The organism is Virgibacillus salinus, from assembly GCF_900102415.1.
Lineage (GTDB): Bacteria > Bacillota > Bacilli > Bacillales > Amphibacillaceae > Lentibacillus > Lentibacillus subterraneus.
In genome coordinates this window covers 75,476-97,462 of record NZ_FNKD01000005.1, presented here as the reverse complement: position 1 = coordinate 97,462, position 21,987 = coordinate 75,476, and the positions used below count along the sequence as shown (strand labels likewise).

General features: G+C 37.8%; 20 protein-coding genes and 1 riboswitch. Of the genes, 14 read left to right on the top strand and 6 right to left on the bottom strand.

Features of this window, described 5'->3' with window-relative positions:
- Window positions 1–534: 534 nt before the first annotated feature.
- From tapA to BLS02_RS17560, 10 genes are all read left to right on the top strand, one after another.
- Window positions 535–1,176 carry an amyloid fiber anchoring/assembly protein TapA gene (gene tapA / locus BLS02_RS17605; protein WP_175559525.1) on the top strand — a complete coding sequence of 214 codons (642 nt, stop codon included), beginning with the start codon at window positions 535–537 and terminating at the stop codon, window positions 1,174–1,176.
- Window positions 1,177–1,200: 24 nt separating this feature from the next.
- The gene (locus BLS02_RS19070) at window positions 1,201–1,374 is read left to right on the top strand and encodes a hypothetical protein (protein WP_175559524.1); all 174 of its coding nucleotides are present in this window, start codon (window positions 1,201–1,203) and stop codon (window positions 1,372–1,374) included.
- Between the two features lie 54 nt (window positions 1,375–1,428).
- Window positions 1,429–1,977 carry a signal peptidase I SipW gene (gene sipW, locus BLS02_RS17600; RefSeq protein ID WP_092494454.1) on the top strand — a complete coding sequence of 183 codons (549 nt, stop codon included), beginning with the start codon at window positions 1,429–1,431 and terminating at the stop codon, window positions 1,975–1,977.
- Window positions 1,978–2,034: 57 nt separating this feature from the next.
- Window positions 2,035–2,652: a TasA family protein gene (locus BLS02_RS17595; RefSeq protein WP_092494337.1), complete on the top strand. Its 618-nt coding sequence runs from the start codon at window positions 2,035–2,037 to the stop codon at window positions 2,650–2,652.
- 43 nt (window positions 2,653–2,695) lie between these two features.
- A complete protein-coding gene (locus tag BLS02_RS17590) occupies window positions 2,696–3,304 on the top strand; it encodes an LPXTG cell wall anchor domain-containing protein (RefSeq protein WP_092494336.1) in 609 nt (202 codons plus the stop codon).
- Window positions 3,305–3,490: 186 nt separating this feature from the next.
- Window positions 3,491–3,675, top strand: a riboswitch (FMN riboswitch).
- Between the two features lie 173 nt (window positions 3,676–3,848).
- The gene (gene ribD, locus BLS02_RS17585) at window positions 3,849–4,958 is read left to right on the top strand and encodes a bifunctional diaminohydroxyphosphoribosylaminopyrimidine deaminase/5-amino-6-(5-phosphoribosylamino)uracil reductase RibD (protein ID WP_092494335.1); all 1,110 of its coding nucleotides are present in this window, start codon (window positions 3,849–3,851) and stop codon (window positions 4,956–4,958) included.
- On the top strand, window positions 4,939–5,589 hold the full coding sequence (ribE, locus tag BLS02_RS17580; RefSeq protein WP_092494334.1) for a riboflavin synthase: 651 nt from the start codon (window positions 4,939–4,941) through the stop codon (window positions 5,587–5,589). The genes ribD and ribE overlap by 20 nt, the downstream gene beginning before the upstream one ends.
- Window positions 5,590–5,607: 18 nt before the next feature.
- Complete coding sequence (locus BLS02_RS17575; protein WP_092494333.1) at window positions 5,608–6,810, top strand: bifunctional 3,4-dihydroxy-2-butanone-4-phosphate synthase/GTP cyclohydrolase II; 1,203 nt, start codon at window positions 5,608–5,610, stop codon at window positions 6,808–6,810.
- A gap of 14 nt (window positions 6,811–6,824) precedes the next feature.
- Window positions 6,825–7,298 (top strand): 6,7-dimethyl-8-ribityllumazine synthase, encoded by a 474-nt coding sequence (gene ribH / locus BLS02_RS17570; protein WP_092494332.1) that lies wholly within the window; start codon window positions 6,825–6,827, stop codon window positions 7,296–7,298.
- A gap of 241 nt (window positions 7,299–7,539) precedes the next feature.
- A complete protein-coding gene (locus BLS02_RS17560; protein WP_092494330.1) occupies window positions 7,540–9,420 on the top strand; it encodes an ABC-F family ATP-binding cassette domain-containing protein in 1,881 nt (626 codons plus the stop codon).
- A gap of 626 nt (window positions 9,421–10,046) precedes the next feature.
- Here the strand turns inward: BLS02_RS17560 and BLS02_RS17550 are convergent.
- Window positions 10,047–11,768: an ECF transporter S component gene (locus tag BLS02_RS17550; protein WP_092494328.1), complete on the bottom strand. Its 1,722-nt coding sequence runs from the start codon at window positions 11,766–11,768 to the stop codon at window positions 10,047–10,049.
- Between the two features lie 82 nt (window positions 11,769–11,850).
- On the opposite strand from BLS02_RS17550, the gene BLS02_RS17545 reads away from it, so the two are divergent.
- From BLS02_RS17545 to BLS02_RS17535, 4 genes are all read left to right on the top strand, one after another.
- The gene (locus tag BLS02_RS17545) at window positions 11,851–12,903 is read left to right on the top strand and encodes a C45 family autoproteolytic acyltransferase/hydrolase (RefSeq protein ID WP_092494327.1); all 1,053 of its coding nucleotides are present in this window, start codon (window positions 11,851–11,853) and stop codon (window positions 12,901–12,903) included.
- A 541-nt stretch (window positions 12,904–13,444) separates the two neighbouring features.
- Window positions 13,445–13,576: a hypothetical protein gene (locus BLS02_RS19375; protein ID WP_281243731.1), complete on the top strand. Its 132-nt coding sequence runs from the start codon at window positions 13,445–13,447 to the stop codon at window positions 13,574–13,576.
- Between the two features lie 112 nt (window positions 13,577–13,688).
- Complete coding sequence (locus BLS02_RS17540) at window positions 13,689–14,360, top strand: hypothetical protein (RefSeq protein WP_092494326.1); 672 nt, start codon at window positions 13,689–13,691, stop codon at window positions 14,358–14,360.
- 257 nt (window positions 14,361–14,617) lie between these two features.
- On the top strand, window positions 14,618–15,811 hold the full coding sequence (locus tag BLS02_RS17535) for a DUF5667 domain-containing protein (RefSeq protein ID WP_092494325.1): 1,194 nt from the start codon (window positions 14,618–14,620) through the stop codon (window positions 15,809–15,811).
- Between the two features lie 44 nt (window positions 15,812–15,855).
- Here the strand turns inward: BLS02_RS17535 and BLS02_RS17530 are convergent, their stop codons facing one another.
- From BLS02_RS17530 to kynU, 5 genes are all read right to left on the bottom strand, one after another.
- Window positions 15,856–17,199, bottom strand: coding sequence for a CoA-disulfide reductase (locus tag BLS02_RS17530; RefSeq protein WP_092494324.1), 1,344 nt, complete (start codon window positions 17,197–17,199; stop codon window positions 15,856–15,858).
- Between the two features lie 423 nt (window positions 17,200–17,622).
- Entirely contained in the window at window positions 17,623–18,966 is a 1,344-nt protein-coding gene (locus BLS02_RS17525; protein ID WP_092494323.1) for a sodium-dependent transporter, read from the bottom strand.
- 77 nt (window positions 18,967–19,043) lie between these two features.
- On the bottom strand, window positions 19,044–19,880 hold the full coding sequence (kynA, locus tag BLS02_RS17520) for a tryptophan 2,3-dioxygenase (RefSeq protein ID WP_254788810.1): 837 nt from the start codon (window positions 19,878–19,880) through the stop codon (window positions 19,044–19,046).
- A 13-nt stretch (window positions 19,881–19,893) separates the two neighbouring features.
- Entirely contained in the window at window positions 19,894–20,526 is a 633-nt protein-coding gene (gene kynB, locus BLS02_RS17515; protein ID WP_092494322.1) for an arylformamidase, read from the bottom strand.
- Window positions 20,526–21,812, bottom strand: a complete 1,287-nt coding sequence (gene kynU / locus BLS02_RS17510; protein ID WP_439144728.1) for a kynureninase — start codon at window positions 21,810–21,812, stop codon at window positions 20,526–20,528. Before kynU ends, kynB begins: the two co-directional genes overlap by 1 nt.
- Window positions 21,813–21,987 lie beyond the last annotated feature (175 nt).

Below are 21,987 nucleotides of genomic sequence, written 5' to 3'. Positions count from 1 at the left end.
CAGGCTTTCCCGGCGTGATTTAATCAGTTTTTAACAGTTTTTTATTGTTAGATCTGATTGTTCGTCCACGGAAAGAGGGTGATTTTCCTAATCATCAATAGGAACTTTCCTGCCACTTCGCATTATGTTCTGCAATACACCCAAGCAGGGCATCAACCAACAGCGTATCTTCATTATTAAGTGAAATCTCTCCATAATAATCACCAACAACATGGTGGACTGCGATTTGATGACCAATACACTTCTTGCTAATTCGTTCTTTATAAAATATAATATGTTCTTTAAAAAATACGTAATAATAAGAAAAATGGAGGAAAAAGCGTATTTAAGATACATAGATGCTCATAACCGTAATATTCGGGTGAATTTGAGGTTTTTCAATCTAGGTATTTTGACATATACTTCATTTAAAGTTCATTATATAGAACGATTTGATAATTTACATAGTGAATCCTTGACTTTAAGTAGAAACAAAGACTAATTTTTTTAATGTTATCGTTCATTAAAAAGAACGTAGTGGAAGGTGGGAGAACAATGAGGAAAAAACGGACGAGAAAACATCTTACTAGCTATAATAAGACTGCTACTGTCATACAAGTATTTATAATTTGGTGCTGCATCTTAATAGCAGGAACCTATTTCAATTCTCATACGAACGCAAGTTTTAATGACATTGAAGAAATTAATGGAGAATTGCACGTTAATTGGGAGCTTGATGATGTAAAATATCCACCTCAGGAAGAATATTGGGATAAAAGTTCATTGAAATTTTCGGGCGAAAACGCTGAATATGGTTTTTGTGAACGAGATGTATCCGGGTTATTTTCAGGTGTGATAAATGGTGGTGACGGTGATATGAATGGAGAATCAGCGTATGATGTTCATTATCATCAAGACAAAGCCCCTAACAAAAATAGACTTGGAGATGTTGTGTATTCAGGTGTGATACAACCATTAGAAACTGGTGAATCAATCATCTTAAAATTTGAACCTGATAATCTTAATGATTTGGAACCAGGCAAATATAAGTTTAAGGCATATCAACGACCAGGACACGGGGATCCGAATAATGATAACCCTGATGGACCATTGATGGAAATTTGGGGTAATAAGGAAATCACAATTACGCAAGAGGAAATCAATAGTTGCATAGCCTTGTCTACGCAGACAGAATAAAGCAGTAAATCTAGCAATGAGGGATTGAATAATAACACGGACAAGGAAGCAGTTGATGAAGACGTAGATCTCACAAAGAAATCAAATAAGACTGATGCAGAAGAAGCGAAAGAATCTGCTAATAAGGGACAAGAAGCAAATAACCAAGTAAGTAAAGAGGATACTGCCGATTTTTATGATGAGAAGAACGCACACTAATCTATTGGAGGGAAGCAGTGAAAGGGGTGGGAAAAGATGTGGAAAAAGAATAAGATGAATCGAATAAGCAGGATAATCTCGACACTTCTGATTGTAACGTTAATCGGCATGACTTTATTAGTTATTTCAGCTAGGGTTTCTGGTGATGAACCACAGCTTTTCGGTTATCAGTTTAAGACAGTGCTTTCCGGGTCAATGGATCCTGAATTTAGTACAGGTTCAATCATCTTGGTGAAGCGGATCAATGACACAAGTACACTTATAAAAGGTGACGTAATCACATTTAACCAAGATGGTAATAATTTTGTAACCCATAGAGTTGTTGAAGCTGTAAAGAATGATGGATTAACCCTATATAGAACGAAAGGGGACAATAACGAAAATGCTGACATGAACCTTGTTTTACCAGAGAATGTGGTTTCAAAATACACTGGATTCACTGTTCCGTTTGCAGGCTATTTAGTTAATTATGCTGGTTCACCAATCGGAGTTGCAATTCTCTTAATCGTACCTGGATTGTTGTTACTGGGTTATGCAATTCTAACCTTTCGTGCAACGATTAAAGAAATTGAATCAAGAACAAAATCGATCAATTTACAATAAGAAGATTTACAAAAATAAATATACCCATGCGGGCAGAAATTTTAGGAGGAATAAGTAATGAATATTAAGAAGAAGATGGGCACAGTTATTTTAGCAGGAGCTCTAGGATTATCACTAGTAGGATCTGGAACGTTTGCAGCTTTTAATGACGTAGAAAAAATTGATAACACATTTACTGCAGGAACGTTGGATTTGGTCTTAACAGGACAAGAAAAAACGTCATTTGAATTCAGCAATTTGGAACCTGGAGAATCCTTTACTAAAACCATAACTTTAAAGAACAACGGGTCATTGGCAATTAAAGAAATTTTAATGAGCTCGATGGCAATAGAAGGAAGTTGGATAGATAAGACAAACCAAAAGTTACCAGATAACGGTATGAACACCGTGGATGACTTTTTAGAACAATTTAATGTAATAGTTAATCAAGGCGAAACAGAAGTATTCAATGGAACTCTTGCTGATTTAAATTCAGGTAAAGTGATTATGGGTTCAGAAGGGGGAGCGTTGGAATCCGGTGCTAATATGAGTATCGACATTGAAATTAGCTTTGTAAACAATGTGAAAAAATATCCTAATAGTCTTTTTATGGAACAAAATAAATTCCAAGGTGAGAGTATAAATCTTGACTTAATATTCGAGGCAACTCAGATGTCCGGCGAAGATAGAAGTTAGAAATGTATGATGTGAAATTTTTAAACATTGCTGGGGGGATTTTATGAGAAAAAATAAAGTGATAATAGTGCTTCTTACAATAGTTTTGATTTTGATTTTTCCAATTAATAGTTATGCTTCTGAAGGTAATGTGAATGAAATTGAAGAAATCGACTTAGCAACTAGCCCCAGCAGTATATTTTTTAACCTCAATAATATGAAGCCCGGGGATTATGCTATTAAAAATTTAACCGTATCAAATGATGGTAATCAGGGGATTCAGTATAAATTTACAAACACTTTTATTGATGGATCTAAAAAGCTATATGATGAATTTCATTTGACCGTTAAAGATGAATCGTCTGTATTATTCGATGGTATGTTGAAAGATTTTACTACGCTGGAGCAACGTAACTTAACTGATGGCGATTCAGAAGTGATCAGATTTAAAATTTTAATGCCTTATAAGCTTGGCAATGAATTTCAAGGGTTAGGCAGTAAATTTGAATTCACATTTTCTATGACAAACATATCTGAAGAAACCATATCTTCAGGTGTCGGCCAGCTATTACCTGATACGGCTACATCAATGTATAACTTTCTATTAATCGGAGCAATTGTGCTTTTAAGTGGAGTAGTATTGTATGGTTACAGTGTTCGAAAAAACGTATAAAAGAAAGTTAATGGTTCTACACCTATAATCGAATCTCAGCCCCAAAAAAGTGTCATGATTTTTTAAATAATAACATGACACTTTTTGCTGTTCGCGTTCGATTGTAATAGTAGGAGGGATACCGTAAGCTATATTTTTGCATTTCCAAAATGTTCAGTGCTATACTATTCTTGAACAAAATACGTAATATTCCTTCGGGGTCGGGTGAAATTCCCAATCGGCGGTGATGAAGTGAATACTTCTTAGTCCGTGACCCGTGCGGTTTTTAGCAGTTAGAATTTTTTCTTATTGCATGGTGCAACTAAAACCAAGCGGTGGATCTGGTGAAACTCCAGAGCCGACAGTTATAGTCTGGATGGGAGAAGGAATTTTTCAGGTAGTTCGCATGTTTGACTAAAAATGACTAGGCAATGTTATTTGTTATTTGTGTATTCATTTTTAGTCAAACATTTTGAAGATGCGCTATACTAAAAAATTCTACCCTTATGCCTCTGAAGCTTATTCAGGGGCATTTTTAATTGGTTACGATAGGGAGGATCAAGAGATGAACGATGAATATTATATGAAATTTGCTTTAAACCTTGCAAGGTCAGTATCTGGCCAAACAAGTCCTAATCCTCCGGTGGGATCTGTAGTTGTAAAAGATGGTGAGATGTTAGGGTTTGGTGCACATGTAAAAGCTGGTGAGGCACATGCAGAGGTTCATGCGCTGAACATGGCTGGTGATAAAGCAAAGAGTGCAACGATTTATGTCACACTTGAGCCTTGCAGCCACCATGGCAGAACACCGCCTTGTGCGGACCTTATTGTTGAAAAAGGAATCAGTCGAGCAGTTATAGCTGTTACGGATCCGAATGAAAAAGTAGCTGGACGTGGGATTGAAACGCTGCGAGCAGCTGGTATAGAAGTCGAACTTGGTGTCGCGGAAAAAGAAGCAGCAGAGATAAACAGTGTTTTTTTCCACTATACTAATACGAAAACACCATATGTCACGATGAAGTCCGCTGTTAGTTTAGATGGCAAAACGGCCACTGTAACTGGTGGCAGCAAATGGATAACTGGAGAAGCTGCAAGACTCGATGTACATCACTATCGACATAAACATGATGCAATTCTTGTTGGTGTAGAAACTGTTATTGCTGATAATCCGAGTCTTACAACGCGTATCCCAAATGGTGGGAAGAACCCAATACGAGTTATTCTGGACACATCACTCCGTACACCTTTAGATGCTGCTATTTTAAATGATCAGCAAGCAGATACATGGCTTTTTACCGGGAAGGATGTCACAGAGCAAGATATGGCACCTTTTAAAGAGAAAAGTGGAATAGATGTTATCAAAATGGAACGATTAACAATTGAAGATGTACTACTTGATTTAGGATCTAAAGGAATAATGTCTTTGTTTGTGGAAGGTGGAGCTACGGTTAATAGTTCTTTTTTGGAAGAACGGCGAATTAATCAATTGATAACCTATATGGCGCCGAAGCTTATTGGTGGTAAAACAGCTCCAACTTTCATTGAAGGTAATGGATTTCAATCGATGGCAGATACATTGTCACTTGAGATTAAGCATGTAGAAATGATTGATAAGGATATAAAAATTATTGCGGAACCGCGAAAGGAAGAAGCAGATGTTTACAGGAATAATTGAAGAGCTGGGCACCGTCAAAAAAATGAAACATGCTTCTGAGCAGTCGGTGGAAATGACGTTAAGTTCAACTAAAATTATGGAAGATGTTCATGTTGGTGACAGTATTTCAGTAAATGGAATTTGTTTAACGGTCACGAATTATTCTTCAAATGATTTCCAAGTTGATGTCATGCCGGAGACAATTAAGTCTACTTCATTAAATGTTTTAACAGAAGGTTCAAAGGTAAACCTGGAGCGATCAATGGCGGCGAATGGCCGGTTTGGTGGACACTTTGTATCTGGCCATGTTGATGGTATCGGAAAAATCACTCGGAAACAAAAGCAGGAAAATGCTATTTATTATGATATAGAGATTCCGGAAGAATTAGCGAAATATTTCATGATGAAAGGCTCTGTTGCTGTAGATGGTATTAGCTTGACTGTATTTGATGTTGGGCAAAGTACATTTACGATATCACTTATCCCGCATACAGTAGAAGAAACTATTCTAGGTGATAAAGATGAGGGTGATGTTGTAAATATTGAATGTGACATGCTCGCAAAACATGTACAAAATCTACTTAATCATCAATTGAACGATCATAATAATGGTTTTAATCAAGCATTCCTAAATAGAAATGGACTCATTTAAGCGAAGGAAGTGGAGAATATGTTTAACACAATAGAGGAAGCGATAAAAGATCTACAAGCAGGAAAACCAGTAATCGTAGTCGATGATGAGGATAGAGAAAACGAGGGGGACCTTGTTGCCTTATCTGAAAAGGCTACACCAGAAGTAATCAATTTTATGATAACCCATGCTAAAGGATTGGTGTGTACATCAATCAAGGCGGATTTGGCTAAAAAAATCAACCTGCCTATGATGACAAGTCAGAGTAGTGATCCATTTGGAACTGCTTTTACCGTAAGTATTGATCATGTCGATACAACAACTGGTATTAGTGCGGCAGAACGTTCCAAGACAATTAGAGCATTGCTTGATTCGGGTGTCGGTGCTGCTGATTTTAAACAGCCTGGTCATGTATTTCCACTTGTTGCTAAGGACGGAGGCGTATTGACTCGTTCTGGTCATACAGAAGCATCGGTTGATTTAGCAGCGTTAAGTGGGTCGTTTCCTTCAGGTGTGATCTGTGAAATTATCAATGAGGATGGAACAATGGCACGCGTTCCTGATTTGAAGCAAATGGCTGAGAAATTTGATCTTAAATTCATAACAATTGAAGATTTGAAGGCTTTCCGAAAGCAGAATGAAGTTCATGTAACTCGTGCTGTTGAAACAATTTTACCTACTGAATTTGGGATATTTAAAGTATACGGCTATACAAACGATCTTGATGATAAGGAGCATGTTGCGCTTGTTAAAGGTGATATTCATTCTGATGAGACGGTGATGGCAAGAGTTCATTCAGAATGTCTGACTGGCGATATATTTGGTTCTTACCGTTGTGATTGCGGACCACAGTTACACGAAGCCTTGAATAAGATTAATGACGCAGGTGCAGGTGTTTTAGTATATATGCGCCAGGAGGGCCGGGGAATCGGACTAATTAATAAACTTAAAGCATATCAGCTGCAGGATGCTGGAATGGATACGGTTGAGGCAAATGAACAGTTAGGGTTTGCACCAGACTTACGGGAATATGACTTAAGTGCACAGATTTTAAAGGACTTAGGTGTGAAAAAGGTGGATTTGTTAACCAACAATCCGAAAAAAATGACTGCACTTTCGTCGTATGGAATAGAAATCGGTGCGCGTATTCCAATCCAAACGGGCACACGAAAAGAAAACGAAAGATACATGCATACAAAATTTGATAAAATGGGCCACTTATTCAACTTTCATAATAACTAAAGGAGATGATTATAATGGGGAGAACGTTTGAAGGCAAGTTAGTAGGAACAGATTTGAAGATAGGAATAGTTGTCGCACGTTTCAATGACTTTATAACAAGTAAGTTACTGGATGGGGCTGTTGGAACGCTTCAAAGACATGGTGTACATGAGGAAAATATTGATGTTGCTTGGGTGCCAGGCGCATTTGAAATCCCTTTAGTTGCCCAAAAGATGGCGATGAGTAATAATTATGATGCTGTTATAACGCTTGGCACAGTTATTCGTGGCTCTACTCCACATTTTGATTATGTATGTAATGAAGCAGCAAAAGGCGTATCCAATGCATCAGTTCAATCTGGTAAGCCTGTAATCTTTGGTGTGTTAACGACCGAAACAATTGAACAAGCTATTGAGCGTGCAGGTACAAAAGCAGGGAATAAAGGTGCAGATGCAGCAGTAGCCGCAATTGAAACAGCAAATGTTGTGAGGGAAATTGAAGTTGACTGATAGCCGACATCTGAATATCTTTGTAAGGGGAGATAGATATTAAATTTTTAGGGTACCAAATCTTAGGGTTAGGTGTTATCTGGATAGGTATGGCTTTCTTTTTCTCAGAAATGGATGAGGTAAGCAAGGTTATATTTTATATGGGAACATCGTGGCTATTATTTTTAATCATTATTTTTTTGAAGAAGATACTGAAAGGTCGTAAAGGTGACGAGGATTCAACAATAGGAAGGTAATGTTTATGCTCACTATCGAAAATTTATATAAATCATATGGCGATAAATTATTGTTTCAGGATGTTACATGTACGATTACACAAAATGACCGGATTGGGCTGATAGGCGTAAACGGCACTGGGAAGTCGACTTTTTTAAAGGTAATTGCAGGAATGGATAAACCTGAAAAAGGGACGATAAAACATGCAAAAGACTACCAAATTGAGTATTTGGCACAGGATCCGGAACTCGATCCGAATCTGACAGTAATAGAACAAATATATTATGGTGAATCAACAATAATGAAGGTTATGCGAGAATATGAAACAGCTCTTCAGGCCTTGGAACAAGACTCAGATAGTGAAAAGGCTCAAACACATCTGCTCAACATGCAACAGCAAATGGATGATCAGGAGGCATGGGAGGCTAACACTTCTGCCAAAACAGTTCTGACAAAGCTGGGAATTACTGACTTTCATAAGAATGTTACTGAATTATCCGGTGGGCAGAAAAAGCGCGTGGCAATAGCAAAAGCACTTATTCAGCCTGCAGATTTATTGATTTTGGATGAGCCGACAAACCACCTGGATAATGAAACAGTTGAGTGGCTTGAGAAGTTTTTAGTTACGTATAAAGGAGCATTGCTGCTTGTCACCCATGATCGTTACTTTTTAAACCGTGTGACAAATCATATATATGAGCTCGATAACGGCAATCTATATGTATATGAAGGCAATTATGAATTATTTCTCGAGAAAAAGGCAGAGCGTGAGGCTCTTGAGGCTAGTGATCAGTTAAAACACCAAAATACGCTGAGGAGAGAGCTTGCCTGGCTTAAACGTGGACCTAAAGCACGGGGAACCAAGCAAAAGGCACGTATCGATCGTGTGAATGACATGCAGGAAAAGAACTTTAATACCAGTAAACAAAATGTTTCTTTCCAAGTAGGCTCTACCCGTCTGGGCAAAAAGGTTATTGAAGTTCAGGGGATTGAGAAATCATATGAAGGCAAAAAACTAATAGCTGACTTTGATTATCTCATTGTACCTGGTGAACGACTTGGTATTATTGGGCCGAATGGTTCCGGGAAAACAACGTTATTGAATATCATGGCTGAACGCGTCCTCCCTGATCAAGGAGAAGTCGAAATTGGAGAAACAGTAAAAATCGGCTATTATACACAAGGTGAGGAAGAACTCGATACGAATAAGCGGGTAATTGACTTTATTAAGGAAGTTGCACAAGTAGTTCATACAAAAGGCGGTGAAGAAATCACTGCCGAACAGATGCTAGAAAGGTTCTTATTCTCACGTTCCGAGCAATGGACCTATATTAGCAGACTTTCCGGCGGGGAGAAACGACGTCTTTATTTACTGAAAGTACTAATGACTGAGCCGAATGTATTGTTTTTGGATGAGCCAACAAATGATTTGGATACCCAAACGTTAGGAGTGCTTGAGGAATATTTGGATCAATTCCCTGGTGTTGTAATCACTGTTTCCCACGATAGGTATTTTTTGGATCGTGTTGTTGATCATTTACTGGTTTTTAAAAATAATGAATCCATTGAGCGTTATCAGGGGAATTACAGTGAGTTTCTGGAGCATGAAACAGAACAAAAAGAATCACACTCATCCGTTTCTGTTAAGGAGAAACCCAGAAGACAACAGAATCGGAAAAAGATGTCCTATAAAGATCAGAAGGAATGGGAAACAATTGAGGATGAGATAACCGAATTGGAAGCTGCAATTGAGGAGTTACAGGAAGGTATTGATAATGCAGGGAGTGACCTTGAAAAAGTACAAAAGTTCTATGAACAGCAACAGGAAGCTGAGGATAAGCTGCAGGAAAAAATGGAACGCTGGGAAGCACTTTCGGTGTTAATGGAAGAAATAAAAGGAAAGTAAAAATGAGATAGGACATAACTAAAACTTTCCACTTTAAAGCCGAATAATAACAGGATAGGATGTTTAGAACGTTGATTTTCATAAGTTGTATCTAATCCGTAGTGATATAAAATACGACACATACTAGGATAACCGATTGTAGTATTTAGTGTGGCTCTCTAACCACGCAGTTGGAATATACTCGCTTTCCGTGGGCTCACCACGAGCCTCCTCGCTCCACAGGAGTCTCGCATATTCCAACTGCTGGTTTAAATTTAAAATTTTGTTATTATCCATCACAATAATTATTTGTTAATTTCTAGGGTGAAATAAGCATAGTAGCGTAGGAAATACATGGAGACTCCTGCGGGAACAGCAACAGCTGAAGATCCCACAGGAAGCGGTTTTTGCTTCCGAGGAAGCTGAAGCGTTGCCCGCGGAAAGCGGAATGTATTTCCGAAGCGGTGTCATCGCACATAAATTACTTTTCAAATTGTGTCGCAATTTAACGCTAAACAGCAACAAAAAAATCCGAACTGATTCGAATTCTATTTCAAGAATTTTGAATCATAGTTCGGATTTTACTTTGACTAAAACAATTTTGTCCAAGCCACATTTTTTGCGGTTAAGAAAGTATAAATACTTCCTTACTTCGACAATTGATCAATTTCTATTGTATCAACAATGCCAGTTCCGTTATCCCGTATGTTTGCTTTAAGCTTTACGTTATCTCCTGCTTGCAGGAATAAGGCTAGTGGTTCCTTTCCAGCATTAACGGTATAAATCGTCTGGTCATCTTTTAACAGGAATTGAATGACTTGACCTGTTTTCTGTGTTGTTGTTACTAATACACGGTTAACCTCTCCGCGAATAGTCTCAAATGCTGATTCATCGGATGCCTCGACATTACTTGGATCCTGAGCAAGCTGCAGCCGATATGCTTCCAATGTTTCTCTTGCTGTTTCCCCAAACACAACAAAGTCTGCATCGCCTGCTTTGATATATGCATACTGTTTGAATAAACCATTTGGGTCCAGTACGTTAACAACCCATGTTGGATTACCGTCAATGTTATAGAGTATCGGCATAGATCCGGTCCAGTTTTTCTCCGGATATTGTTTGTTTACGATTTCTTTTGCACCTTTACTGTCCATAATTCCATTGTTTTTCTTTCCATTGTAATAGGTTAGTGCACCTGTACGCGCATTTATTAGTGTATAACCTAAAGCAGAGTCAATATTTTCCCTCGGCGACGCCATGTCGGTAAAGTAATACATATCTCCCTGTTCATCAAAAATAGGTGTTACACTGCTTTCAGTACCTGATTCATTCGGTATTTTTACATCTTTTTTACCAAAGAGAGAATTTAACCATCCGTGGACATATTTACCGAAATACTCATTTTCATCTGTAGCAACTTCAGAACTAACTGATCCATCGACAAACTCTGGCGCTTCATCTGTTTTGTATTTACTAACTTCACTTGTAACAGGGTCAACAATAGCAACCTGCAGATTTTGCATGTCCGGTTTGTTCGTTATGCCGATTGGCTGATATAACGTTTGGACATACCATGGCTTACCATCTTCGTCTACTTCGATTTGAGCTTCACCGCTTGGAATATAGTTCGGAAAAGCACCATATATAGTACGTTGAACATTATGATTTAAGTAACTGGAATTGGTGTACTTCATGTTACTATCGATGAATTCAGGCTGAGCATTGATGTTGGTTGCAGATATGGTGAAAAATCCTTCCGTTTCTTTTCCGCGGAAATACTTCCAAAACCCTGTGAACTCAAGGGGAGCAACAAACTTAACTTGACCATCGATCTTTTGAACTTGTAATTTACCTAGATCGTAAAATTGTGTATTGGGAACAACGCCCATTGATTTTTGGATTTTATTACGCGCTACCTCAGGCGATACTGCTATTGGCGTAGCATCCTCATCCAGTGGTTTTGCTTCTTCAACATCTTTCTTTTCAATTGATTCATACGTGTCATCCAATGTAAGAATTCCTAATACGATTATGGTTGGAACAGCCAATACAGCAAGGATAATAATTAGCCCTAATACAGCTTCATATGTTCCTTTTGCCTTCTTTTGAAGTTTGGTGGAGGTCATTCCAAATACCAAAAAGATCCCTGCACCAGCTATTGCAATATTAGAAATTACCATATTTGGCACGGTAATTGGCAGCAGAATAAAGTAATTCATGATTCCACCGATTATAAATAGAACAACAAATACGATTCCTGCGATTTTACTTGTGACTACTTTTGATTTATTATTCTTGGCAATAATGATACCAGCTAGCACCACATATAATATGAATGATAAAATAGTAGTTGTTAAGATTCCTGTCATGATTTCAGCTCCTATGTTGTGATATGTTACATATATAGATACGGAATTAGATGAAATAAGTTTCATGATTGGGGCGTTATTTTTGAAAAAAATATATAGTGACATTCTGCAATTTAAAGGCACACATTACGATTTCGGACATAGACAGGGAGAACTTTTGAAAAACACGTTAACGGTTAAGAATCGCAAGAAGCAATGGCGGGTGCGAAAACCACGTTTCATAATTGACATAAATGAAGTAAAGCAGGCTATAAAAAGGTTTGCTCCAGGGGTTTGGGATGAACTTGTAGGCATGCAGGATGCGCTTGAGTGGGACATGCAGGATATTCTTCAGGACTTTGGCGGATACAGGCTGGAATACGTTAAAAGCGGCTGTTCCATTTTCACAGGCAATGACTATATGATTCGCAATTATGATTATCATCCTAAAACGTACGAAGGCAGGTACACTATATTTCAGCCAAGTGATCATGGCTATGCTGTAATTGGTCCATCACAGCGAATAACGGGTCGGATGGATGGAATGAATGAAAAAGGTCTTGCTTTAGGCTATAATTTTATGCACCGTAAAAAGCCTGGTGACGGGTTTATTTGCAATATGATTGGACGGCTTATTTTGGAAAGCTGTGCGGATGTAAATCAGGCAGTTTCGATGCTCAAGGAAATTCCACATCGTCACTCTTTTAGCTACATTGTGCTGGATAAAAGTGAAAAAACATTTGTAGTTGAAGCAACACCAAGAGGGGTGGAAGTGCGCCAATCAAATATCTGTACGAATCACTTTGAAGTAATAAAGGATGAGAATCGTCATCACTTGGATGATTCATACAAACGAATGGACGCTATTAGGGCACAACAACAGACTGCAACTGATGCCTATAAAGCATTTCGTATGCTGAACGATACGGACAAGGGTGTTTTTTCCAATCAATATAAAAATTGGTCGGGAACAATTCACACTGCTGCATATTTCCCGAAAGACCTAAAGGCCTGGTTCGCTTTAGGTGGTGATCGGGAACCTGTTGTCTTTGATTTCGCAGCATGGCTAAGTGGTGAAAAAATAACAACAAAACGTATTTTAGGGGAGGTTGACACCGATTTACCTTTTGTTCACATGGATGAAAACGCAAGATAAAGCTGTCACAATCTGTTCTATTCAAATAGGAGATAAGACAATTGGTATGCTTGAACAAGTATGAGTTAGCAGGACTAGCATAGCAGGAAATTCGAGCACACGAATATATTGGGTAAGCATACTGAGAAATCTATGATTATCACCCTTTACTATCCTCTTCACCACTCCTGGATGAACAATACATTATATATCCCAAATTACCACATAGAATCTTCTAGTCCACTTTACAATTATACAGAACATAGTATAATATAATCGGTCTTGTAGAAAGGTGGCAACTCCTAGGCAGATAACTACTTTCTTACTGCATTAGTTCAATTAAGGCTTTCGCCATTAAAGCTTGACGATAAGCAGGAATTGAATTTACATTTGAATTGATGATAGCTTTTACTTAAAATTATTGTATTATCCGGTGATAATGCGGTTGTAATCGCTATGGCGACAAAGGGGTTTACCAAAACATTAATTGTGCGAGTTCACGAAAAGCAGCCGTGGATAGCATGTAATTGGAGCTGGAATTCTTGCTTGGATTGCCGGGGAGATGAGCACTGAAGATGCATTCGTTATTGACTTATTTAATTTGCACCATGGTGCTTTCGTGTATGCTATAATGGCTGGACTCACTATTGCAACATTATTAACAGGCTATCTCAAAAACAATAAAGTAGCTTAGAAATCTCTATCTGGCAGAAACACATGTCGGTTTTCTTGACTCATGTTTAATTTAGTTAGTATTAAGGGAAAATAAGTATGTAATAATATATACAAAAGGAGGTTAACTTATAGTGAAGTTATTTCAGGTAAGGAAGGGTCAGTTTGTTTTTTACAAAAATGAACTTCATAAAGTATATTCGGTAAAGCCGATGTTTAAACAATCTGTCCACTTATATCGTTTAAAAGATATGCAGCAGATATTATCCAAAGCGAGCGAAATACATCCGTATAAACCAAAACATAAGGATACGTTTATTTTTTATGGTAAACGCTACACAGTTGATCAAAATAGAAAGCCTGAACCAGGGGATTATATTTTAATTGTTAAACCCGCCCCAGATTTTCTTGATCATTACTCATTAAATGAAATCGAAAAAGTCGATAATGTAGAAGATGGCAATGTAGTTACTACTAGAGATAATGGGGTAAAACATAGTGAATATGTTGTTATGGTACCAGGTAAAACGGAAGACAGTGAAGACATATCATATTATGATAAAGCGCTTGTATCTGAAGAACAACAACGAGAAGATGAATCTCCAGAGTTTCTGGCAGAAAAAGATAGTGAGATGAAGCCTGTTGTGGGTGACATTTATCTGGATAATCAAACTAATACAAAGGCAATGATTGTTGCAATGACAGAGAACGAAATAGTTTTCGGTCATGGCGTTCGGGTTCATGTTAGTGAAGTTTTAGATGAAGATAAATATAGATTAGTTTATCGATTTGAAGAAGATCTGTAGAAATTACTCCTGAAGGTAAAAATATACTTTCAGGAGTTTTTTACCAGTTAAGAATGCATAAATAATTATAAGAATTCCTTTAACAAATGCCAAGCTCTCTAATATTCTCTTATAGGAGATTCTGCAGTTTATGGGACTTTATACATACTTTATTATAGGCATATTTCAGTATTTTTACAAAAATATTACAGGAACATACATAAACCCCTATAGAAACTCGAAAGATGTATTAAGTTAAATAAAGGAGGAATATATTCATGCAATTATCCGAAAAATTTATTAAGATTGTAGTAAGTGCGATGCTAGTTGTGACATTCGCATTAACAGCAGGACCTGGTATGGCGTTTGCGAGTGTAGACGACAAACTTACTGTCAAAGAAGCAGATGGTGAAACAGAAGAAGGAACGGAAGAAGAAACAGAAGAAGGCACAAATGAAGAAGATGGAAGTGAAGAGGAAGCTGAAGCACCAAATTTAATTCCTGGGGACTTCTTCTATTTTATTAAAGCAGTAAAAGAGAATATTCAATTAGCGATTACGCTTGATGATTATAAGGAAAGCCAATTACTAGCTGAGTTTGCTGCTGAGCGTATTGCTGAAGCAAATGAACTTATTAACGCTGGAAAAACAGAAGAAGCGGCTGAACTTCTAGAAAAAGCAGCTGCAACACAGCAAGAGGCAGAAGATATGCTAGATAGTTCTGAAGGTTCAGATGAAACTGCTGATAGTGAGACTGATGCAGATTCAGATAGCGATACGTCAACTGAAGAAGGTACCAATACAGAAGAAGACGGAATAGAAAATGAAGAAGGTACTACAACAGAAGGCGATGCACCAGAAGAAGATACTACGGAAACAGATGATGTCGTCGCTGAAGAGGACACAGATCTAGAGACAGATGAAGAAACAGACGAAGTAAGAATAAATCTTGCAAATAACATTGATGCTCTATCAGCTGTACTTCTGAAAATCGATAATCCGAATGCACAAGCTGCAATTCTGAAAAACATCCAAAAATCTTTTGCGAAACTAGCAGAAAAGATTGAAAAGCGTGCTGGTAATGTGGAAGAGTCAGAAGAAGATACTACTGAACCTGAAGCAGATGAAGAGGAACCAACAAATGAGGAAGAATCCGAGTTAACAGTTGTAGCATCCGAAGTGGAAAATGACGATAATGAAACAGATAAAACTGCTGAGAAGTTAGCGAAAGCAGAAGAAAAAGCGGCTAAGAAATTAGAGAAGGCACAAGAAAAAGCTGAAAAAGCAGAAGAAAAAGCAGCTAAGAAATTAGAAAAAGCTCAGGAGAAAGCTGCCAAGAAATCCGAAAAGAAACAGGAGAAAGCAGCTAAGAAATTAGAAAAAGCGGAAGAAAAAGCCGAGAAGGCACAAGAAAAAGCTGAGAAAAAGGCTGAAAAGAAACAAGAAAAAGCCAACAAATCAAAAAATAACTAATATAATATTCAAAAGCACCAGGAATTTTCCTGGTGCTTAATTTTTTATTTATCCATCATACTACCTGCCTTGTATCCAATTATATTTATAGGATCCTTGGGTGACGAGTATGGTGGTGCATATCCGAGCTCAAGTTCTGCCAAATCTTCAACAGATATTTTCCCTTTCATTGCTGTGGCAATTACAGCTAGACGTTTATGAACGCCATCTTCACCAATGACTTGTGCTCCAAGAATTTGACCATTATTTTCTTCAAAGAGGATTTTCATGCTAATTTTCTCAGCTCCGGGATAATAACCTGCATGTGACAACGATTCATGGGTTACTTCTTTAAATGGGATAGCTAGTTTATTAAGTGCATGACTACTGTATCCAGATACTGCAACGCTCAAATCAAAGACCTTAAAAATAGCTGAACCTTGTGTTCCTTTATAGGCCAAATCGTTATCCTGCAAATGGTTTGCGATAATAAATGCCTGTCTGTGCGCTGGCCAAGCCAGTGCTACATGGCGTGGCGTGTCAGTCAAATAGTCTTGTGTTTCAACCACATCCCCTAATGCATATATATCAGGGTCATTTGTTTGCATGTATTCATTAACTTTTATTGCCCCAGTTTCACCAATATCGAGTGAACTGTCCTCAGCGATTTTGGTATTCGGTTTTATACCAACTGCTAGAATGGTCATGTCGGCCTGAATGCTTTTTCCACTGTTTAAATGTAGAGTTGAACCATTATTGGTAAATGAATCGAGACCATCCTCTAAGATAAGGTTAACTCCTTTCGCTTTTAAGTGGTCTTGGATTATTGTAGCCATGTCTTCGTCGACTAGCTTCATTACTTGTTTAGAGCGGTCAACCACAGTACATTCTATATCTAGGGATTTTAGATTCTCTACCATTTCAAGTCCAACGAAACCGGCGCCTATTATCGCACAGGTGCGTGGCTTGTGTTCATTAATAAATGCATAGATGTCGTCCATATCTGGAATAGTATGCAACGTAAATGTCTGTTTAGGATTTAATCCTTTCAAGTTGGGTTCAATTGCAGAAGCACCAGGTGAAAGGACTAGTTTATTGTATGTTTCATGTTGGATTGCTCCATTATTTTTATATTCAATTTGCTTTTGTTCACGATTAATTGAAACAACTTCTGAATCTGTTTTGAGGTTTATATCATACTTTTTGGCAAATTCATGATTATCAACTAGTAAGTCATCCCGTTCATCAACGGTACCACCAATGTAATAAGGCATTCCGCAATTGGAGAAAGCTACGTAATTTCCTTTATCAAAAAGTATAATTTCTGATTCTTTGTCAACTCGGCGAATTTGTGCTGCAGCTGTTGCTCCACCACCAACACCGCCGACAATAATAATTTGATTTGTCATTTTTATTCCTCCTATTTTTAAAATTCCCCTTAATCCATTTTACTAATCATTTATGAATAAAGCTGTTTAAAGGTTTTAGGGGTATTGGTATGTTTGTACTCAAACTGGCAGGATTATACAATAGAAGGATGAAGTATTGCCACTCGAAATGAGGATCCGCCAAACAATCTAAGCGGATCCTCGTTCCGCTAAATAGTAGAAAAGGTGCTCTCGGAAGGGTGAGACGGATCCTTGTTCCGTTAATAGCAAAATATCAGCCGAATTTTAGCCAAAAATGACAAATAGCGGAATGAGGATCCGTCAAACAGTCGAAGCGGATCCTCGTTCCGTTAATAAATGGGTTTTTCAACAAAGGCCCTTTGAATGCTATCAGCAACAACAAAAGAACAATGAAAAAAAGATGCCATAGTCGGCATCTTTTCATCATAATATTCCCAATGAACCTAAGAATACAATCACAATTGTAATAGGTACTAACCATCGCATAATTTGGAACCATAGCTGATACATATTTGGTGACAAATTATTGCTTGCATTGAATTCTCGCCTCATCAACGTTTTGTCCATCTTAAATCCAATGAACAATGCAATTAATAAACAACCACCAGGCAATAATATATTACTCACAAGAAAATCACTTGCATCAAAAACAGTCAGGTTGAAAATTTTAAAATTAGCTAAAGTGCTCGAAGATAGTGCAGCTGGTATCCCTGCAATAAAGACAATCAAACCTGCAATCCATGCTACTTTTTTACGTGACCGTTGTTTATTGGCGGTAAAAGCCGACGTAATAATCTCCAGCATACTAAATGATGACGTTAGTATAGCAAATAAGAATAATAATAAAAATAAGCCTAAAAATATTTCCCCAAAAGGCATTTGAGCAAATGCTTCAGGTAAAACCATGAATAATAATCCTGGCCCCGCTGTTGGCTCAAGTCCAAATGAGAAGACAACAGGGAAGATGGCTAAACCAGCTAACAGGGAAACGAAAATATTCATAATTGATACAGAACCTGCTGAAAACGGTAAGCTAACATCTTTCCCTAAGTAGGAACTATACGTAACCATTACCGAGAAACCTACTGCTAAGGAGAAGAAGGACTGCCCTAATGCGTACAAAACACTTTCGCCGGTTATTTTGGAAAAGTCAGGCTGAAGAAAGAATCTCAATCCTTCCGAAGCTCCTTCAAATGTGACGGAGCGAATGACTAATACAATAAAAAAGATGAACAATAATGGCATTAATATTTTACTTGCCTTTTCAATACCGCCTTTGATACCAAATGTAATAACAACAATATTTATGATTAAGAATAATCCTAAACCTAAAATCGTTATCAAAGGATTTCCGGTAATCATACCAAATAATTGCTCATAGTTGGCGTTGTCTTTAATTATTAAACCTGGGATGGATAATGCACTATAAATTAGTACCCATCCACCTACGACACTGTAAAACGACATAAGGACAAATGATCCAAATACACCCAAACGACCAATTATTGACCAGCCACTTTCAGGTGCAAGTTTTTTGAAAGCACTAATCGCTTCTTTTTGTGCCCCGCGTCCTATTATAAATTCAGAAATTAATAAAGGAAGGCCGATGATAACTGTAAACGCAATAAAAAGTAGAAAAAAGGCGCCGCCACCATTCATTCCGGTCATATAGGGGAATTTCCATATTGCCCCAAGACCTATTGCCGCACCTGTTGATGATAAAATAAAGCCAAGTCTGGATGACCATTGATCTCTTTCTGAATTCATATTTTGCCTCCCTTTTCTTTAATGTTGTACAGTATTATATCATTATTTACTCTTTGCGCAAAAAAATAGACAAAGATTTATATTTTAGTTCTTAAATCCCACAATTCAGGAAAGAAGTAGTGATCCAATACTTGTTTTAGGTAACCGACTCCAGATGAACCGCCTGTTCCCGTTTTATGTCCAATAATCCGTTCGACCGTTTTCATATGGCGAAAGCGCCATTGCTGGAACCAATCTTCAACATCGACCAATTTCTCTGCAAGCTGATAGAGCTCCCAATGGTCGGATACGTTCCGATATACTTTCATCCAGGCCTGTTCAACTGAGTCATCCTTTTCATATGTTTTGGAAAAATCGCGATTAAGTACATCTGGATTAATATCAAAACCGTTACGTGCTAATGCCTGAATCGAAACGTCATAAAGCCCTGGTTTATAGTAGGCATCTTCCAATATTGCATGGATCTCTGGGTCCTTTTTGTAAATCTTAAGGACATGTGGTGTTTTATAACCTAAAACAAATTCAACCAAACGATATTGATAGGATTGGAAACCGGATGCATTGCCAAGTTTGTCACGAAACTCCATGTATTCAGCAGGTGTTAATGTTGATAGCACATCCCAAGCCTGGATAATTTGTTCCTGAATTTTAGAAACACGTGCAAGCATTTTAAACGAAGATTGCAGGTCATCTTCCTGAATCGAGGTCACAGCAGCTTTCGTCTCATGAATAATTAATTTAAGCCAAAGCTCACTGACATGATGAATGATGATAAATAACATTTCATCATGATGTCCAGATAAACGTTTCTGGCTAGTCAGTAACTGATTTAGCTGCAAGTAATCACCGTAGTTCATATCTTCCATAAAATCGGTATGAATCCCCTCTTCATTAGTGAACTTATTATCGCTCAAAAAATTTCCTCCTTTAACTAAGTGATCTTAATACAGCGCGGACTGGACTAGCATCAGCACCTGTAATAGCGAGCGGGACAGCAACTAGCTCGTAATCTCCTGGTACTACATGGTCGAGCATGAGGTTTTCCAAAATAAAAATCCCATTGTCATATAATGCATGATGGGTGGCTAAATCTTTACTATCAGGAGCATCAACTGAAGGCATGTCAACACCGATTAGTTTTACGCCTTTTTCCTTTAAAAGAGGAGCAACACCAGGGTCTAAATCCGGCATTTTATCTGGGAAGCGGTTTGGATTATTTGGCAGAGAGGTATGCAACAACACTCTCGAGATACCTTTGAAGTCATAACCCTGAAATGTTTCGGCTGTAATTTTTTCTGCATCACTAACATCAATTACTTTTGCTTTTCCAATCGCTAGATTTATGTCAAGCTCTTCAATCGTTTTTCCCTTTGAATCATAGTGAAAAGGTGCATCAATATGTGTTCCGGTGTGTAAACTTCCTGTCATTTGCCCGACATTAACTGATCCGGTTTGTTCTATTGAATAGGTAAGTGAATAGTCAAATGGCGTGTCTCCTGGAAAGTGTGCCATATCATTTGTTAATGGTTGTGAGATATCAATCCACTTTGATTCTGTCATTATGCAATTACCCCCCGTTTGTTTTCATATCTTTTATAGCGTTCTTCCTTCATAATTTGTTTGAGAATATGAACAGTTTTCCACACTTCTTCAAATGTATTATACAAAGCAACCGGGGCAAGGCGAATTCCGTTAGGCGTCCGAAAATCCGGTACGATTCCATCGGCTTTCAATGCTTTGCAGATACGAGCGGCTTCCTTGTGCTCAAGGAAAATATGGCCACCACGAGTAACCTCATCTGTCGGACTAACTACAGTAAAATTATAATCGGATAATTCACTGTCGATTAGTTCCATTAAATAGTGAGTAAGCTCAAGAGATTTTTGGCGAACCTGTTTAATCCCTGCTTCCTTGAACATTTCCAGAGAACCAAGTAATGGTGCAGCACTTAATAAGTGTGGTGTACCAATTTGATAGGCACCAGCGTCCTCAGCCGGTGTCAAAGTATGCTCCATATCGAATTGTTTTTCTTTTGAAGAACTGAACCAGCCAGCAAGTCCCGGTTCATTGCCGAAATGTTTTTGATTAACATACAGGCCGGCAACACTTCCAGGACCAGCATTTAAATGTTTATAGGTACACCAGAATGCAAAATCAACACCCCACTCGGATAGTTGATGTGGGATTGCACCAATTGAATGACACAAATCAAAGCCGATTGTAATATTGCGTTTATGTGCTTCTTTGGTTAACCTTTCCATATCAAGAATTTGTCCGCTCCGGTAGAGAACTCCTGGCAGCACAATTAAAGCTACATCATCAGCCATGGCTTTTACAATATCCTCTGTCTCAAGTGTATTTCCATTTCTGCTTTTTATTTGAATAAGGTGCTCATCTGGATCATACCCTTTTAGTTTTAATTGACTTTTCAGAGCATAAATATCAGAAGGGAAGTTTAACTCATCTGCAAGTATTTTGGTTTTCTTGTTGTTCGGTTTATAAAAACTGGCAACAAGCTGATGCATGTTCGTCGTTGTGGATCCCGTTACAATTACTTCATCCTTTTTTGCTCCTATTAAAGGTGCGGTCATCGATCCTAATTTTTCGGATAAATAAAACCAGGGATGTTTTCCCTCAGTCCATCCATCTATCGCGTATTTTTTCCATGCGTTAACGGCGTCATCTACCGCTTGTTCAGCTCGCATTGATAAGATCCCTAATGAATTACCATCTAAATAGATGGTCCCATTTGATATATAAAACTCCTTACGAAAATCTTTTAAGTTATCTTTTTGATCTAATTGGTTCGCATATGTTTTCTCCGTGTTCATATTATCATACCTCATTTGTTCAGAAATTTTTTGACAGTTAAGAAAGGATTTATACTTTCTTACTGTAAAAGTACAACTAAGGCTTAGCGATAAGCCAAGTTTTCTAACCACCTTCATAATAACAATGAATGAGGGGGTTTGAAACTTATATCTTTTGATTATTGGAATGAAAAGTAAACAAGACTTTTGA